Source organism: Haemophilus haemolyticus, from assembly GCF_003351405.1.
GTDB classification, from domain to species: Bacteria; Pseudomonadota; Gammaproteobacteria; order Enterobacterales; family Pasteurellaceae; genus Haemophilus; species Haemophilus haemolyticus_N.
Genome location: NZ_CP031240.1, coordinates 1802433 through 1819741, shown reverse-complemented (window position 1 = coordinate 1819741; position 17309 = coordinate 1802433). Strand labels below are relative to the sequence as shown.

At 38.3% G+C, this 17309-nt stretch carries 17 protein-coding genes; 5 read left to right on the top strand and 12 right to left on the bottom strand.

Going from position 1 to position 17309, the window contains the following annotated elements:
- Nucleotides 1-2: 2 nt before the first annotated feature.
- The 3 genes from DV427_RS09015 to DV427_RS09005 all read right to left on the bottom strand — a co-directional run bounded on the left by DV427_RS09015 (nt 3) and on the right by DV427_RS09005 (nt 4001).
- Nucleotides 3-1418 (bottom strand): Fe-S-containing protein, encoded by a 1416-nt coding sequence (locus DV427_RS09015; protein WP_114892098.1) that lies wholly within the window; start codon nt 1416-1418, stop codon nt 3-5.
- 96 nt (nt 1419-1514) lie between these two features.
- Complete coding sequence (locus DV427_RS09010) at nt 1515-2036, bottom strand: iron transporter (RefSeq protein ID WP_005626197.1); 522 nt, start codon at nt 2034-2036, stop codon at nt 1515-1517.
- Between the two features lie 27 nt (nt 2037-2063).
- Entirely contained in the window at nt 2064-4001 is a 1938-nt protein-coding gene (locus DV427_RS09005; protein ID WP_114892097.1) for an FTR1 family iron permease, read from the bottom strand.
- 152 nt (nt 4002-4153) lie between these two features.
- Between DV427_RS09005 and DV427_RS09000 the strand changes: the two genes are divergently transcribed.
- The 5 genes from DV427_RS09000 to qseC all read left to right on the top strand — a co-directional run bounded on the left by DV427_RS09000 (nt 4154) and on the right by qseC (nt 8077).
- Nucleotides 4154-5041, top strand: coding sequence for a Dyp-type peroxidase (locus DV427_RS09000; protein WP_114892096.1), 888 nt, complete (start codon nt 4154-4156; stop codon nt 5039-5041).
- A gap of 131 nt (nt 5042-5172) precedes the next feature.
- Nucleotides 5173-5541 (top strand): YgiW/YdeI family stress tolerance OB fold protein, encoded by a 369-nt coding sequence (locus DV427_RS08995; protein WP_114892095.1) that lies wholly within the window; start codon nt 5173-5175, stop codon nt 5539-5541.
- Nucleotides 5542-5626: 85 nt separating this feature from the next.
- On the top strand, nt 5627-5995 hold the full coding sequence (locus DV427_RS08990) for a YgiW/YdeI family stress tolerance OB fold protein (RefSeq protein WP_114892094.1): 369 nt from the start codon (nt 5627-5629) through the stop codon (nt 5993-5995).
- Nucleotides 5996-6058: 63 nt separating this feature from the next.
- Nucleotides 6059-6718: a response regulator gene (locus DV427_RS08985; protein ID WP_114892093.1), complete on the top strand. Its 660-nt coding sequence runs from the start codon at nt 6059-6061 to the stop codon at nt 6716-6718.
- Nucleotides 6719-6721: 3 nt separating this feature from the next.
- Complete coding sequence (gene qseC, locus DV427_RS08980) at nt 6722-8077, top strand: quorum sensing histidine kinase QseC (RefSeq protein ID WP_114892092.1); 1356 nt, start codon at nt 6722-6724, stop codon at nt 8075-8077.
- Nucleotides 8078-8125: 48 nt separating this feature from the next.
- Here the strand turns inward: qseC and DV427_RS08975 are convergent, their stop codons facing one another.
- The 9 genes from DV427_RS08975 to DV427_RS08935 all read right to left on the bottom strand — a co-directional run bounded on the left by DV427_RS08975 (nt 8126) and on the right by DV427_RS08935 (nt 17296).
- The gene (locus DV427_RS08975; RefSeq protein WP_114892091.1) at nt 8126-9499 is read right to left on the bottom strand and encodes a sodium-dependent transporter; all 1374 of its coding nucleotides are present in this window, start codon (nt 9497-9499) and stop codon (nt 8126-8128) included.
- Nucleotides 9500-9558: 59 nt separating this feature from the next.
- Nucleotides 9559-10194, bottom strand: coding sequence for an endonuclease III (gene nth, locus DV427_RS08970; RefSeq protein ID WP_005626177.1), 636 nt, complete (start codon nt 10192-10194; stop codon nt 9559-9561).
- Between the two features lies 1 nt (nt 10195).
- Nucleotides 10196-10894: an electron transport complex subunit E gene (locus DV427_RS08965; RefSeq protein ID WP_114892090.1), complete on the bottom strand. Its 699-nt coding sequence runs from the start codon at nt 10892-10894 to the stop codon at nt 10196-10198.
- 1 nt (nt 10895) lies between these two features.
- Complete coding sequence (gene rsxG / locus DV427_RS08960; RefSeq protein WP_114892089.1) at nt 10896-11519, bottom strand: electron transport complex subunit RsxG; 624 nt, start codon at nt 11517-11519, stop codon at nt 10896-10898.
- Nucleotides 11519-12595, bottom strand: coding sequence for an electron transport complex subunit RsxD (rsxD, locus tag DV427_RS08955; RefSeq protein WP_114892088.1), 1077 nt, complete (start codon nt 12593-12595; stop codon nt 11519-11521). Before rsxD ends, rsxG begins: the two co-directional genes overlap by 1 nt.
- 4 nt (nt 12596-12599) lie before the next feature.
- A complete protein-coding gene (rsxC, locus tag DV427_RS08950; protein ID WP_114892087.1) occupies nt 12600-14975 on the bottom strand; it encodes an electron transport complex subunit RsxC in 2376 nt (791 codons plus the stop codon).
- Nucleotides 14976-15557 (bottom strand): electron transport complex subunit RsxB, encoded by a 582-nt coding sequence (rsxB, locus tag DV427_RS08945; RefSeq protein ID WP_046943227.1) that lies wholly within the window; start codon nt 15555-15557, stop codon nt 14976-14978.
- Nucleotides 15558-15644: 87 nt separating this feature from the next.
- Nucleotides 15645-16223, bottom strand: a complete 579-nt coding sequence (gene rsxA / locus DV427_RS08940) for an electron transport complex subunit RsxA (RefSeq protein ID WP_005636563.1) — start codon at nt 16221-16223, stop codon at nt 15645-15647.
- A gap of 221 nt (nt 16224-16444) precedes the next feature.
- Nucleotides 16445-17296, bottom strand: a complete 852-nt coding sequence (locus DV427_RS08935; RefSeq protein ID WP_114892086.1) for an OmpA family protein — start codon at nt 17294-17296, stop codon at nt 16445-16447.
- Between the last annotated feature and the right edge of the window lie 13 nt (nt 17297-17309).

Sequence of the window (17309 nt, the reverse complement as noted above, 5' to 3'; positions counted from 1 at the left end):
TGTTATTCCCCTTTTGGATTTTCGTTTTTGTTAATGCCGAGATAGTTATCGGGATTATCGCGGAATAAATCGAGATTTTTTTCGTTCTCAAAGAAATAAGTATGCCCTTCGTGGCTATATTTATATTCAGTTTTAGTGTTTTTGAGTTTGGCGCCACTAATCGGATCTTGCACTTCAATTTCCACAATCGTACTGAATAGATTCAAGCCATCTTCAAGGCTTTTACGAGAAATCACGATTTCATTTTCAGTTTGTTGCCAATTTTCAATCGGTACAGGGTTGCAACCGCCCGGTTTACCGATAGATGGAATAAAGAGATGCACGCCACAACCAACACAGACCACTTGATTGCCTTGCATGACATAGCCTTGATCGCCGCAGAGTAGGCAAGCATCGAATACTGCCGCCATACTGACTTTATTCGGTTGGCGATTGATAATGAAAAAGCGTACGGCTTTGCCATCATCTGCAATCCAAACAAAACGGTGAAGTTTACCGTCTTTAAGTGGCTCTAGTGCTAAATGCACTTCATTTTTGTCATTCAGTTGTACAGGAACTGCTTCAGAAAGTTGTGGCGGTTGAGAGGCAACTTTTTCCCAATAAAGTTGGCTTGCAGCAACAAATAAAATCCCCAATATTCCCCAATAAATGGTGCGTTTTGATGTTTGTACGAAGGCTAATTTTTTGCGTTTCTCAATAAGATCTTTTTCGTTTTTTGCTTCTCTTAAACGTTTTGAATGTGTTTGAATGGTAAAAATACATAAAACAACTAGCATCAACACAACACAAATGAGATTGAGCCAAGCGGTGATTTCGCCTGATTTTGCCACAAAACTTAACCGCACTTTGGTGAGTTCAATGAGTTGTAATTTCATCAAGGTAAGCAACAGTTCTGCTACAAGTGGAAGAATTAAAGCGATAAAAAGTAAAAAACTGAGTGCAAAAAGTGCGGTGGATTTTCCTTGTGTTTTTTGTTGCTGTTTAAGTAAGAAATAGAGCCATGCACTTGAGGCTAAACTAAAAATTACGCCAAAAATGACCGCACTTATATTTAAAATAAAGTCAGTGTTAATAACATCTGTATTGGTGAGTGCAGTAATGTTTGGATCTTTTGCCCAAGTTGCCCCTGCGATAAGCATTAATGCAAATTGCCAGAATGCGGCAAGGGTTGATGATTTGCTCCATTGGCTGATTGCAAAAAGTAAAAAGATAATTAAAAAGCCGATGGTTAGAATAAGATTGCTGGTTTGTCCATTAGGAATATTGAGTCGTAGGACAACACCCAAAGCCAAGCCAATAAGGCTTAGCCAAATAAGCGTTTTAGTCGAAATATTGCCTTTTTTGATTGCCCAAGATGCACCGAGTAAAAGCGAAATTGGCAAAAGAGATTGCAAAACAAAAATGAAAAAATAAGTCATAGAAAGCGGATTTTTAAATGGTAGGATGGGCTTTAGCCCACCGTTTTTTCATGTATGATTGTTAATTGGTGGGCAGAAGCCCACCCTACAGCACTATTATTTTAAACCAGTAAATTTAAATTCATAATTTACATCAAATGGTTTCCACCAACGACCTACACCAGTTTCTTCATCAGTGTGGCGGTGCATACCAGCTTTTGGTGGCGGATCAATATGGTAAGTTAATTTGTAGTTACCCACGCCCATCATTTTGATGTTTGCGCCATAGTGTGGGCCATCGCCAGCAACCATTGGCATGAAGGTACCTTCTTGTTTAGCACCAGTATCGGTATTGACTAAGGTATAGTTGATGGTTAAATAAGGCATCCATTCACCTTCACCAAAACCGTTTTTGTTACCTTTCACCGCATGAATGTCTGCTTCTAAGTGAATATCAGATTTTGCTGCAGGTAAGCCCATGCCGCGAGGTTCCATATCCACTGGTTTTAAGTAAACCGCTGCAATTTCCATGTCATTCATGGTAACCGCTTCACCGATTGGATATTCTTGGAATGCGTAAGCAGAAGTTGCTGCAAACATTCCTGCTAATAAACTTGCGCTAAGAAGTGCTTTTTTCATAGTTTCTCTCCTGAGATGAGTTTTGAGTTAATTTGAAACCGCTCTTTTGCTTTGATATTTCATAACAAACAAAGCAAAAATAGCAGCAAGAATTAAGATTGCTTGTGGTACAAGGGTTTCCACATAAGGATAAACACCTAACCACGAGATTTCCGGTACACCGTTAATTAATGTTGGTTCAAACAGTTTACCTTCAATAAGTTCAAGTACAGATTTACCAGCAAATACAAATGCCATTAAATACATAAATGAACCAGTAAACATAAAGAATGGTTTTAATGGCAATTTAACCACGGTGTAACGCATTATAAAGTAGCAAATCGCCAGTAAAATTACCCCGCAAATAAAGCCAGCAAAAAGATAGGCTAAACTGAGCGCACTTTTCGCATCGCCAACTAAGGCATAATAGAACAATACGGTTTCTGCGCCTTCACGATATACAGCAAGGAAACTGGTAAGCCATAAGCCGAATAGTGAGCCTGCTGTTAATGCCGTTGATAGTTTCCCTTCGAGATAGCGTTTCCAGTTTTGTGCTTCGACTTTAGAAAGCAACCAGTAACTCATACTAAACAGCATAAAGACCGCAATAATCATTGTGAAACCTTCAAGCAATTCACGGTTTTGCCCTGAGTTTTCAAAAATAAGTTGGAAGATGAATGCGGTAACTACGCTTGCCCCTAACGCCACATAAACGGATTGGCGAATAACGGGTAATTTATTATGATGATTATTTTTCACCATATAAGCCACAATAGCGGCAACGATTAACAACGCTTCTAAGCCTTCACGTAAAATAATAAGCAAGCTATATAAGAACATGGACCAATCACTTTGCTCACCACCTTGCAATATTTGAATGGCTTTCGCTAAGTTTTGATTTAAACCTGCGGCGTGTTCCTGTAATTTGTCGCCATTTCCCGCTTTCATCAGACTGACTAAACGAGTGAAATAACTTTCTAATTCTGCTTTAAAATTGCTATCGCGCGAGCCAACTTTGTTTTCCATGCCAGAACTTTCAAATACATCGAAGTAAGTGTCTTGCACCGCAAGCATAGCTTTTTTTGCATCGCCTTGTTCATAAAGGGTAATAGCTTGTTGAATACGTTGGTTGATTTCAGTAGTAATTCTTGCCCAATCTTGCTCTGCAACGTTATCTGAAGTTTGCGCTTGTGATTGTGTCGCTTGAGCGTTTTGCTCATCGCGAGTGGTTGGCAAATTAGGAAGCTGTTCTTCAATATCTTGTAAGAGTTGTGTGATTTGGTAAGCAATTTCTGTCATTTGATCAGGTTGTTCGCTCAAACGAATCAAATTATAGAATTGCTGATTGATCGCTGCTGAAATTTCAGAAGAGCGGTTAGTTCTAACCGACATTTCCATTTCAGAATTTTTGTAGCCGTCATATTGAGCTTGTTGGAATGCTTTTTTAGCATTGGCAAAATCGCCGCTTTCATAAGCGGTAATGGCTTGAGCAATAAAATCATCAATGGTTTTGAAACTTTGTTGCCAATAAGGTTTGATGGCTTGATTATCATAAACGCCGTGTTGACTATCAGCATTGAGTTGATGCCCTTCAACAAGAGAAGGTAAAACTTGCTGTAATTCATTTTTTAAACCGTTGATTTTGGCTTGAACCTCATTCATTGGTTTACCTTCGCCAATCATTTTGCGGATTTCACCAAAAGTGGCTTCCATTTGATAGCTTTTTTGCGCTGAAAAATTAATGCGAATGGGACCTTCTAAATTTTCAAATACTTCAAAATAGGCCATCTGTACTTCGGTTTTGGCATCATCAATTTTGTTTTCTTTAAGAAGTTGTTCGGTGTGATTCAAGCGTTGAGTAATGTCATCAACCCATTTTTGATAGTTATTGGCAAAGACTGTTTGAGAAAATAAAAATAGTAAAGATATGCTGATATAACGTAAAAGGTTCGGCATAGAACTAATAACCTTATAAATGAAATCCATTCGTATTTGAAAGATATATCTAATGAGAAAAAATCTCAACAATAAATTTGAATTTTTGCTACTTAGATCAAGTTTTATTTGAATATTTAAGATTTTTTAATGGCTGCATGTATAATGCAAGCGTTTTCCAATTGCCCTTTTAGGAGATTTTTATGACAGCACAAACTGGTATTTTGCTTGATGGTTGCAAAGCAGGCGTATTTTTAGAAGCAAATATCTCAGATTATTCTCAGATTCCAGCGGCGGCTCGCCAATTCCTTACTCGCTTAGAACAGCTTCAACAAACTTATCCCGATGCACGTTTGGGGGCGGTAGTTGCTTTCGGCGATAAAGCTTGGAAAACCCTTAGTGGGCAGGACGCACCAGAACTTAAACCTTTTGTCACTTTAGGAAAAGGTGATTTAACTGCACCTAGTACACAAACTGATCTTTTAGTGCATATTCAATCTTTGCGCCCTGATGTTAATTTTTCTGTGGCACAAGCTGCAGTTAATGGTTTTGCTCAAGCTATTGACGTTCAGCAAGAAATTCATGGTTTCCGTTGGGTGGAGGAACGAGATCTCATGGGGTTTATTGACGGAACTGAAAATCCTAAAGATGCACAACGAGCAGAAGTAGCATTAATTTCAAATGGTAATGATAAAGATGGGAGTTATGTGTTTACTCAACGTTATGAACATAATCTCACTAAATGGGAAAAATTAAATACAGCAAAACAAGAAAATGTGTTCGGACGCACTAAAACGGATAGCGTAGAAATGGAAGATAAGGCAGATACTTCTCATGTTGGTCGTACAGATTTAAAAGAGAATGGCAAAGGTTTAAAAATCTTACGTCAAAGCTTACCTTATGGTACTGCGAGCGGTACGCATGGATTATTCTTTATTGCTTACTGTGCAACGCTTTATAACATTGAACAACAGTTACTTAATATGTTTGGTGAAAAAGACGGAAAAACTGACCGCATTTTAGGTTTCACTAAGGCTGTAACAGGCGCTTATTATTACGCACCGTCTATTGAGCAGTTGAATAAACTTTAATTTATGAAAAACCTAAATTAAAAAAATTTAGGTTTTTTTATGTTTCTTAACTTTTTCTTAAGATTTATTTGTTTTAATACACACATCCAAGCAATGGTGCTTGAAATTAACTTACTTAAAAAGGAAACATTATGAAAAAATTTGCATTAGCAACAATCTTCGCATTAGCAACAACTTCAGCATTTGCAGGTTTTAATGGTAACGCTACACCAAATGGTGGATTCCAACAAGGAAATACAGCGATAATTAGTATTCAACAAGCCTTAAAATTAGCAGATAACTCTATGGTGGCATTAGAGGGTAATATTTCTCAGCAAATTGATGACGATGAGTACTGGTTTACGGATGGTACGGGTCAAATCAAAGTGGAAATTGAACGTCACGTTTGGAATGGTTTAAATATTGGACCAAATGATAAAGTGCGTATTTCGGGTATTTTAGATAATGAAATATTTGATCGTGCAGATATTGAGGTATTGCGTATTGAGAAAGCAAACTAATTAATCCAATAGCTTTACAAAATTTAATCAATTAAATAAACTTCGCTCGCTCTTTCTAAGTGCTATAACAAAAGAGGAAACTTTTATGAAAAAATTTGCATTAGCAACAATTTTAGCTTTATCAACAGCTTCAGCATTTGCCGGTTTTAATGGAAATAATACACCGAATGGCGGTTTTAAATCAGGTGCGCAATCAGTCATTACGGTTAAACAAGCATTAAACGCTGCGGATAATTCAATGGTAACTTTAGTGGGAAATATCTCTCAACAAATTGATGATGATGAGTTTTTATTCACTGATGGCACTGCTCAAATTAAAGTAGAAATTAAACGTCGCGCATGGAATGGATTAGAAGTCGGTCCAAACGATAAAATTCGTATCAATGGTAAATTAGATAACGAAGCATTCGAAAAAGCAGAGATTGAAGTTTACCGTGTAGAAAAAGCAAATTAATGATTGCTTAATGAGAATGGCGAGCATTGCTCGCCATTTTTACATATAGGTAATAGGTTTTTTATGAAAATTTTACTTGTTGAAGATGATAGTTTGATTGGCAACGGGCTACAAATCGGTTTAACTAAACTTGGTTTTGCGGTGGATTGGTTTACGGATGGAAAAACAGGAATGGATGCCTTAACCTCTGCGCCTTATGATGCGGTTGTGTTAGATTTAACTTTGCCGAAGCTTGATGGATTAGATGTATTGCAACAATGGCGAGCCAAGCATCAAGATGTTCCAGTATTGATTTTGACTGCCCGTGATACCTTAGATGAACGTGTAAAAGGATTGCAAAGTGGAGCAGATGATTACCTTTGTAAGCCTTTTGCTTTGGCTGAAGTTGCAGCGCGCTTGCAAGCACTTATTCGTCGTCGTTATGGTCATCATCATTCTGTGATTGAGCACACTGGCGTTAAACTCGACCCAAATCAGCGTTCTGTTTGGCTAAATAATCAACCTATTTCTTTAACAAGCCGTGAATATAAATTACTTGAATTATTTATGCTGAATAAAGATCGCGTACTGTCTCGCTCATCGATTGAAGAAAAATTATCAAGCTGGGATGAGGAAATCAGCAGTGGGGCGTTAGACGTGCATATTTATAATTTGCGCCAGAAATTAGGTAAGCAATTTATTCGAACAGTACACGGCGTTGGATATGCGTTGGGAGTAACGTAATAAATGAAAAACAAACGTTTAAGTTTTCGTCTTATTTCTGTACTTTCTTTCACTGCACTTTTTGTGTGGGGCGTATCTACTGCTGTCGCATGGTGGCAGGTGCGTAATGAAGTGAATGATGTTTTCGATGCCCAACAAATCCTTTTTGCTGAACGTCTTGCCAATTCAGATCTTAGTCATATTCTGTTAGAGCATGTGGAAGATATTAATAAAATCCAGCCACATTCGTTCAAGAAAAACTATGATGATGACGCATTAGCTTTTGCTATTTTTTCTAAGGATGGAAAACGTTTATTAACAGATGGGCGTAATGGCGATAATTTTGTGTTTGATAATGAAATTGGATTTGCGAAAGGTTATATGCTGAATGATGACGATGAATGGCGTATTTTCTGGCAGCCTGTAGCGAATGGAAATTTGATTATTGCCGTTGGGCAAGAGCTTGACTACCGCGAAGATCTAATTGAGGAAATGATCTTTGGGCAAATGTGGATTTGGTTTGCGAGTTTGCCTATTTTAATCATCGTTTTAGGATGGTTGATTCATAAAGAACTTCGACCGATTAAACGTTTAAGCCAAGAAGTTCAAACGAGAAAATCTGGTGATGTGTCATTGCTAAATACTGAGGGGCTACCCGTTGAAATTTTACCTTTAGTAAAAAATTTAAATCAATTTTTTGACCGCACTTCGGCTATGCTACAACGTGAACGCCGTTTTACCTCTGATGCAGCCCATGAATTGCGTAGCCCATTGGCGGCACTGCGTATTCAAACTGAAGTTGCTCAACTGGCGGGTGATGATGTGGAATTACGAGAACAAGCACTTTTGCATTTAACACAAGGGATTGATCGTGCATCTCAGTTAATTGAGCAACTTTTGACCCTTTCAAAACTGGATAATTTACAAGAATTGGAAGAATTACAGCCTATTGATTGGCAAGGCATCATTCAATCGCTGATTGCTGAGCGTTATTTTGTGGCAGAAAAACGAAAAATTACGTTGGCTTTAGAGAAAGAATCTGAACCCAAGCAGAAACAAGGGCAACCAATTTTAGTTTCATTGATGCTTAGAAATTTACTAGATAATGCCATTAAATATTGTTCTGAAGACACAACTGTTTCAGTGAAAATAGCATCTTCTCAGATCATTGTTGAAGATAATGGCGGTGGCGTTTACTCGGAAGATTTGAAAAAGCTTGGTCAGCGTTTTTATCGCCCAGCTGGACAAAATAAAAAGGGCAGTGGATTGGGGCTTTCTATTGTGATGCGAATTGCAGAATTACACGGATTCAAAGTGCGGTTAGAAAATGTTATAAAAGAAGGGAAGAGAATTGGCTTAAAGGCACAAATATTTTTATAAACATTTCCTTTAAAAAAAGAAAACCGAGTTAAGACTCGGTTTTCTTTTTTAGAATAGGTTGCTGATAAAGATGACTAAAATAATCACTGGCACAACGAATTTCACATAGTTAAACCAGATTTTAGTAAATGTTGAGTCAGGTGTTGGAGAAAGTTCTTTTTTCGCCTCATCTTTTAACACGAAACCAACGAAAATAGCACAACCAAGTGCGGTCAGCATAAAGAGAATATTTCCACTGACATAATCATAGAAATCAAAAATGCTTTTGCCGAAAATGGTGACATCTTTCCATAAATTATCGCCTAAAATTGCTGGAATATTACCTAAGATAAAAATTCCACCAAGGGTTAATACAATCGCTTTGCCACGGCGCATTCTGAGCTTTTCTTGTAATGCGGTAATGATCACTTCATAAATTGTGATAGAAGTAGTTAGGGCAGCAATTAATAATAAGCCGAAGAAAATAATTGCAAAGAATTTACCCGCCCATAAGTGAGAGAATACGATAGGTAAACTTTGGAATACTAAAGTTGGGCCTGCATTTGGTTCAATCCCAAAGGTGAAAAGTGATGGGAAGATCATAAAGCCCGCAAGTACGGCAATAATTGTATTGGTAAAACCAGTAATAACTGCAGTTTGTATTAAGTCTTCTTCTTTATTTAAGTAGCTTGAAAGCGTAATTAACACACCAAAACCAAGGCTTAATGCGAAGAATACTTGACCTAAAACGAAGATAAATAATTGTGGTGTAATTTTGCTGAAATCTGGTTTTAAATAGAATGTAATTCCTTCCATTGCGCCTGGTAATGTCACGTTGCGAATAACCATGCCAATGAGAAAGATGAATAGCAATGGCATTAAATATTTTACTGAGCGCTCAATCCCGCCAATGATCCCTTTAGCTAAAATAATGTAATTCACTATAACAAATAAGAAAGTGTACAGCATAATTTCATAAGGACTATTGCCAATATGTAGCTCGTAGAAATCTTTGGCGACATCTTTAGTAATGGGGGTTGAGATATCTAAGGTACCGCTAATTAGGCTAATGATATAAGAAATAACCCAGCCACCAAGTACCATATAATACGCCATGATACCGAATGAACCGAGTAAGCCCATGTAGCCAAGGATTTTCCAATATTTTGAAATGCCTTTTCCCTTATCCAGAATTTTATCGCCAAAGGCATCAATGGAGTTTACACGTAATCGACGGCCAATTACGTTTTCAACCAGAATCATTGGGATACCGATTAGTATCATTGCGATACAGAAAAGTAGAACGTAGGCTCCGCCACCATTTTCACCCACAAGATAAGGGAAGCGCCAAGTGGCACCGAAACCGACAGTTGCGCCTGCGACAGTCATGACATAGGTGAGTCGGTTTGACCAAGTTTGTCGTTGTTTGTTGTTTGTTGTCATTTGTTTTCCTATTTTTAATAAAAAGTGCGATAAATAATTAGGGTGTTTTACCGCAAAAATTAAAACTCAATTTTTTCTTTATATTCACACAGATCTTCAATAATGCACGAGCCACAACGAGGTTTACGTGCGATACAAGTGTAGCGTCCGTGTAAAATTAACCAATGGTGAACATCCACTTTAAATTCATCAGGTACGACTTTAAGCAGTTTTTCTTCCACTTTTACAACATCTTTACCTGGTGCAAAATTAGTTCGATTGCATACACGGAAAATATGGGTATCCACCGCAATGGTTGGATGACCAAATGCCGTATTTAGTACAACATTGGCTGTTTTTCTACCCACACCCGCTAATGCCTCTAATGCTTCGCGATTTTCGGGCACTTCACCGTTGTGCTTTTCAATTAAATCGCGGCAGGTTTTGATAATATTTTCTGCTTTGCTATTAAAAAGCCCGATAGTTTTAATATAGCTTTTTAAACCATCTAATCCTAAATCTAAAATCGCTTGAGGTGTGTTTGCAACAGGGAATAGTTTTTCTGTCGCTTTATTCACACCTTTATCGGTTGCTTGTGCCGATAGAATTACCGCAATTAATAATTCGAAGGGCGAATTATACTGTAATTCTGTGGTCGGGTGGGGATTTTGATCTCTTAATCGGGTTAATATTTCGATTCTTTTTAATTTATTCATCTTATTTATCAATTCGATTTTTTATTGCAAGGAGCAAGCCTAATCCTATAAATGCGCCTGGTGGCAGAATGAAAAGTAAAAAGCTACTGTCTGTATGGTAAATATGGATCGTTAAAAATTTAGCTTGTTCGCCGAATAGATTTTCGATGCCATCAAAAATCGTACCTTGTCCAATGATTTCACGCAATGCACCAAGTACAGTCAAGCTAAGCGCCATCCCTAATCCCATTGAGAAACCATCCCAAACGGAATGGAGTAAGCTGTTTTTTGAGGCGAACGCCTCTGCTCGACCAATCACAATACAGTTGGTAACGATAAGTGGAATAAAAATCCCAAGTGATTGATAAAGCGTATAAGTATAAGCATTCATTAAAAGTTGAACGACAGTTACTGTCGTCGCAATGATCATCACGTAAATAGGAATGCGGATTTCATTTGGAATATATTTACGGAAAAGCGAAATGACCGTATTTGTGCAAGTGAGCACAAGCATTGTCGCTAAACCTAAACCAAGTGCATTGGTGGCTGTGCTAGACACCGCTAAAAGCGGACAAAGCCCGAGAAGTTGAACAACTGCTGGATTATTTTTCCAAATTCCTTGAGCAAAGATTTCTTTCCACATGGATTTTTGTTGATTTTCAACCGCACTTTCTATCTGTTCTTCTTCAAGTGCGGTATTTTTTTCAGTTAAATCAGTCATATTATTTCACTTGTATTGAAAGCTGTTGTAACAAGGCTTGGTTATTTAGCATGATTAATGCGGATCGTTTAGTTTGATTCACCACTGCGCGAGGTGTAATGGTTGCACCAGAAAATTGATCAAATTTCCCACCATCTTTTTTTACCGCCCATTCGCTTAAATTATGCTCATTAATCGACTGATGAGTGAAATTTAAAATCCAGTTGGAAATACGAAGTTCAATTTTATCGCCTAAGCCTGGGGTTTCATGGTGTTCGATTACTCGCACACCTAATATTTCACCTTTCGGATCTAATCCCACAAGCAAGCGAATATCGCCAGAATACCCATCAGGCGCGGTGGTTTCATAGGCATAGGCAGAAACATTTCCATCTTTTTTCGCAAAATAAATTTTCTGAATGCCCACCAAATTTTTATCTTGAGGAATAACCGCACTTTCTAGCAAATTATTATTGAAATAATCTTGTGGAATGACCTGTAAAAGCAATTCTCGTTGTTGTGCCGCCATCACAGCGTCAATTTTATCTTTTGTTAGGAAAAAAATACCCGCAGAAATTGCTGTGCAGAGTAGGGCGACAAAGCCTAACAATATCCCGTAACGCGATGTGATTTTTACTGTGCCCATTATTTTTTTCCTTTTGTTGGATAACCAGATACTCGAGGACGTGTGTAATGATCGATAAGTGGAACGCAAATATTACTTAATAAAATTGCGAATGCTACACCATCTGGAAAGTTTCCGTGATAGCGAATGAGATAGATAAATAACCCCACTAATGCGCCAAAAATAATTTTTCCTCGTGGTGTAATCGAAGCTGTGACAGGATCTGTCGCAATAAAAAATGCGCCAAACATCATTGCGCCACTAACCAGTTGGCTAATCGCACTTAAATGTGTGAAGCCAGTAAAAGCAGTCGCGGTGGCTAAACAGAAAAAGGTGACAAGCATCGCCACTGGAATTTGCCAGTGAATGACACGTTTTAAAATAAGGAAAATTCCGCCCACAAAGAAAGCCACGTTGACTTGCCACCAGCCTTGAGCGAAATCGGTTCCATTACCCATAAAAATCGGCAGTTTAATTAACTCATAAAAATCATTTAATTGAGTGTGACTTTTATAGAAAATCTTTGCGCTATCCAAAGGCGTTGCTTGGGTGATGCCATCAATGTTATGTGTAAGTTGTAAAAGCGTAAATCCATCAGTGGTTAAACCTGAAAATATTAATGAGAACGCATCTGAAAAAGTCGGTGGTTCCTGTAATAAATTAATTGGAGGCATCCAAGTTGTCATTTGTAACGGGAATGAAATTAGAAGAATGACATAGCCAATCATCGCTGGATTGAATGGATTTTGCCCTAAACCACCATAAACCTGTTTACCTAATAAAACTGCACAGAGTGTTCCAATGATGATGACCCAATAAGGTGCATAAGGTGGAATAGCCATTGCCAAAATTAAAGCAGTGAGGGATACGCTGAAATCTGAAAGATAATTTAGTGGTTTTTTACCACGTAATTTTATTGCAATAAACTCAGCGATGATAGCTGTACCAATGGCTAATACAGATTGAAGCACCACACCAAATCCAAAATAATAAATTTGCGTGAAAAAAGCTGGCATCATTGCCAACATGACCCAAAGCATAATACGCGCTGTGAGTTTCCCTGAATGAGTATGAGGAGAGCTAACCATTTTAAACATTATTTTATTCCTGATTATTTTCTAATGTTGCTTGTGTTTTTGACAATTTCTTTGCTTTTGCTCGAGCAATCGCTGCAGCTACCGCTGCTTTTTTTGGATCAAGTGCGGTTAAATTTTCGTCTGTTTTTTCAACCGCACGTTCTACGGTTTGTGTGTTTGAGACTGATTCAGCGGTTCCATTCGCTTGAGCAAGTTTTTTTGCTTTTGCACGAGCAATTGCTGCAGCTACCGCCGCTTTTTTCGGATCAAGTGCGGCTGAATTTTCGTCTGTTTTTTCTACCGCACTTTCTACGGTTTGAGTATTTGAGACTGATTCAGCGGTTTCATTTGCTTGTGCAAGTTTTTTCGCTTTTGCGCGCGCAATCGCTGCAGCTACGGCTGCTTTTTTTGGATCAAGTGCGGTTGAATTTTCGTCTGTTTTTTCTACCGCACTTTCTACGGTTTGAGTATTTGAGACTGATTCAGCGGTTTCATTTGCTTGTGCAATTTTTTTTGCTTTTGCACGAGCAATAGCAGCGGCTACGGCTGCTTTTTTCGGATCGAGTGCGGTGGAATTTTCGTCTGTTTTTTCTACCGCACTTTCTACGGTTTGAGTATTTGAGACTGATTCAGAGGTTTCATTTGCTTGAGCAAGTTTTTTTGCTTTTGCTCGAGCAAGTGCGGCTGCAACTGCTGCTTTTTTCGCATCGGTTGGTTGCGTTTGTTGTTCTTGGTTTTCGACTTGAGATTCCGCTTGTTGACGAGCCAGACGACGAGCTTTACGTTGTGCCATTAAATCAGCGTTATCAGGTAAAACCTCCCCTTTTTCTGAGGTAATCGTTTTAACTTGTATTGATTCTGTTTCAGTGGCTTTTTTCGCTTTCAAGCGTTCTAGCGCTGCTTTAACAGGATCTTCACCTTTGGTTTGCGCTAATTCTTCTCGACGTGCTTCTGCTGCACGTTTTGAACGTGCTTTACGCTCTTGTTCTTCACGTTCCATTCGCGCTTGTTTTGCTTCAAAGCGAATTTTGGCTTCATCCGATTTTTTCTGTTTTTCTTTTATTTGCCAAATTTTTGCTTTTTCTTGGCGGAAATACTGAATCAGCGGAATATGGCTTGGGCATACATAGGCGCAAATCCCGCACTCGATACAATCTTTGAGGGCGTATTCTTCCGATTTTTTGTGATCTTCACTACGCGCAAACCAGTAGAGTTGCTGTGGCATCAAGTTGACTGGGCAGGCATCAGAACAGCTAGAACAGCGAATACAAGCTTGTTCAGGCTCTGGTTCTGCATATTCAAAATAGTCTGGTGCAAGCAAGCAGTTGACAATTTTTGTCACTGGTGCATTGAGATTGGAAAGTTCCAATCCCATCATTGGGCCCCCCGCAAATACTGGATAACGTTCATCAAACTGATAGCCAGCGTGCGTCAATACTTGAGAAATTGGTGTACCAAGTCGGACCCAATAATTACCTTTTTCAGAAATTTTATCGCCAGTAAGGGTGACGACACGTTCAATTAAAGGTTCGTCATTTATAACCGCTCTTTTAATTGCAAAGGCTGTACCAACATTATGCATCAGTACGCCAATACTAGAAGAACGTGCACCACTTGGGACTTCCATTCCTGTAAGCAAATAAATAAGCTGTTTTGCGGCACCCGAAGGATATTTTGTTGGAATTACTCGAACGCTAATGTCATTTGCTCCCTGTAGCGCTTTGCTAATTGCCTCTATTGCTTCAGGTTTGTTATCTTCAATGGCAATGACTACGTTTTCAGGTCGTAGGATATAACGTAAAATACGAATGCCTTTGATGATTTCATCAGCGCGTTCACGCATAAGACGATCATCACAAGTAATATAAGGCTCACATTCTGCACCATTGATAATTAAGAGTTTAACTTTTTTCTCTGCTGATTGAATTTTAGCTGCAGTCGGAAACACTGCACCGCCCAAGCCAGCTATACCAGCTTGATAGATTTTGTTAATAAGTTGTTCTGGCGAGAGTGTTAAAAAGTCATCAATAGGATTACGTTCTAGCCATTGATCTAATCCATCCGCTTTCAAATGAATTGCTGGTTCATCAAGACCAGACGGATGTGCAGCGACATAAGGTTTAATCGATTTAATTGTGCCTGAAGTTGGCGCATGAACGGGTAGCATACGCAAGCCATCGCCTTGCGTTAAGGGTTGACCTTTTAATACGTAATCACCTTCTTTTACTAAAAGGTGACCTGTTGTTCCTGCGTGCTGTTTAAGAGGAATATAAAAATCCGTGGCTAAAGGGTGATGACGTAATGGTTGTGAATTAGATTGTGATTTCATTTCAGGTGGATGAATACCACCTTTGAAATCCCATAATTTACCGGAATTGAAACGAGATAATACGTCCGCCATTTATTCCCCCACAACCAATTTTTTCTCAGTGCCATTTACATTCATTACTGGAATGACTAATTTTGCATCAAACTTCCAATCCCAATTATCGATATTTTTTTTCACGGGAATCATCGATATACAATCTGTCGGGCAGGGTGCTACGCAAAGTTCACAACCTGTACAGAGATCTGGAATGATCGTGTGCATGAATTTATTTGTACCAATAATGGCATCAACAGGACAGGCTTGGATACATTTCGTGCAGCCAATACACATGTTTTCATCAATAAAAGCGACTTTCTCGATAGGTTCTTCTACACCGTCCATAGCTGGCACATCCACACCTAAAATCTCTGCGATTTTTACGATGGTAGGTTGACCACCAGGAATACATTTTGTGATGTCATCTCCATTGCAAATAGCTTCAGCGTATGGTTTGCATCCAGGATAACCACATTGTCCGCATTGGCTTTGTGGCAAAATAGAGTCGATTTTTTCCACAATGGGATCAGCTTCAACTTTGAGTTTAAGTGAAGCAAAGCCCAAAATCGCACCGAAAATTAAAGCGAGTAAAGTGATTACGATGAATAGAAGGGTCATTATTTCTTTCTTTTTCCTGAAAAATACTGAGAGAACCCAATAAATAAAATCAAAATGGTAATAGCCATTAAAAGATAGATCATTTTATTATTTCACTAGTCCTGTGAATCCCATAAAAGCAAGAGACATCAACCCAGCTGTAATAAGTGCAATAGATGAACCCTTGAAAGTTAAAGGTACATCAGCTGCTACAAGACGTTCACGAAGTGCAGCAAAAAGCACTAATACAAGTGCAAACCCAAGAGATGCGCCAAAACCATAAACAACAGATTCCGTTAAATTATGAGCAAGATTTACATTTAATAATGCGACACCGAGAACTGCACAGTTTGTTGTTATCAAAGGCAAGAAAATTCCAAGTAAACGATATAGCGTTGGGCTAGTTTTATTTATCACCATTTCGGTAAATTGTACAACTACGGCAATAACCAAAATAAATACTAATGTGCGTAAAAAAGTAGCATTCAAGGGAACAAGAATATAATGATCAACTAAATATGCGCAAAGGGAGGCAACTGTTAATACAAACATTGTTGCTAACCCCATTCCCACTGCGGTTTCAATTTTTTTGGATACGCCCATAAAAGGACAAAGTCCTAAGAATTTCACCAATACAAAGTTGTTAATCAGCGCAGTACCGATAATTAATAAAATATAGTGTGTCATTGCTTTCTGCCTTGTGTATAAGCTGGCTATTATCCTCATTTATAGGCGCGATAACAATAGAAAATTTGGGGTAGGAGAAAGAGAAAATTGAGATTTTTGATTTTGTTAGATATGAATAAAAAACGCAGCTAATCATTTAAACTATTAGCTGCGTAATATTTGAATTAATAGTACTCAACTTGACTTATGTGAGTAGAGTACTGCTTGAAGTTTAATATCAATTATTTTTGATATAGTTTTGCTGGACCTTGAGTACCACCGTTAGATTTTCCACCTTCTTGTAGTTTTAATTCAGAACCAGAGGCAATAATCTCAACACGACGATTAGGACGTAAACAATCTTTTAACGCTTGTCCATTAACACCCTCACAAGCTTTCACTTGCGGATTTTTACCATAGCCCACAGCAGTAATTAGAGAGTTCACACCGTCTTCAGTTAAACGCGCTTTAACAGTATTTGCACGACGTTGAGATAGATCTAAGTTGTAAGCATCAGAACCTAAACGGTCTGTATAACCAGCAACTTTAACTTCTTTAGCACCAGTAGACTTTAATTGAGACGCTACGTTATCAACAACTTGTTTGCCTTGTGCCGTTAAGGTGTCTTTGTTGAAGTCAAATAAGAAGTCACCGCTCAAATTGAATGCTGAATTTCCGTTACAACCGTTTGGATACCAGAAGAAACTTTGTGCATTATGATTTTTGTCAAATAATACTTTATATTGACAAATCTTATGGGTGCCGTTTTCACGATAATTGAATACATAATCCCATTCAGATACACCATACAAGCCTTCTGTGAAGTGCGGATCACCGATTAATTGACGAATTTGATCTTTGTTCATACCATTTTCAATCATACGAACATTATCCCAATTTGGCCAAGTACCGAATTGGCTACCATCGTGGTTAAAGGTCGCTGAATCAATTTTAGGCCATACTAATTGAGGTATTTGTTGACCATTTACATCTTTATATTCTGGAGTACCTGCATCAGTTACTTTGCTTAAATTGCCACAAGCGGCAACAGTTGCGATAGCAATGCTTGATAATAAAATACGAGACAATTTCATTTGTTTTACCTTT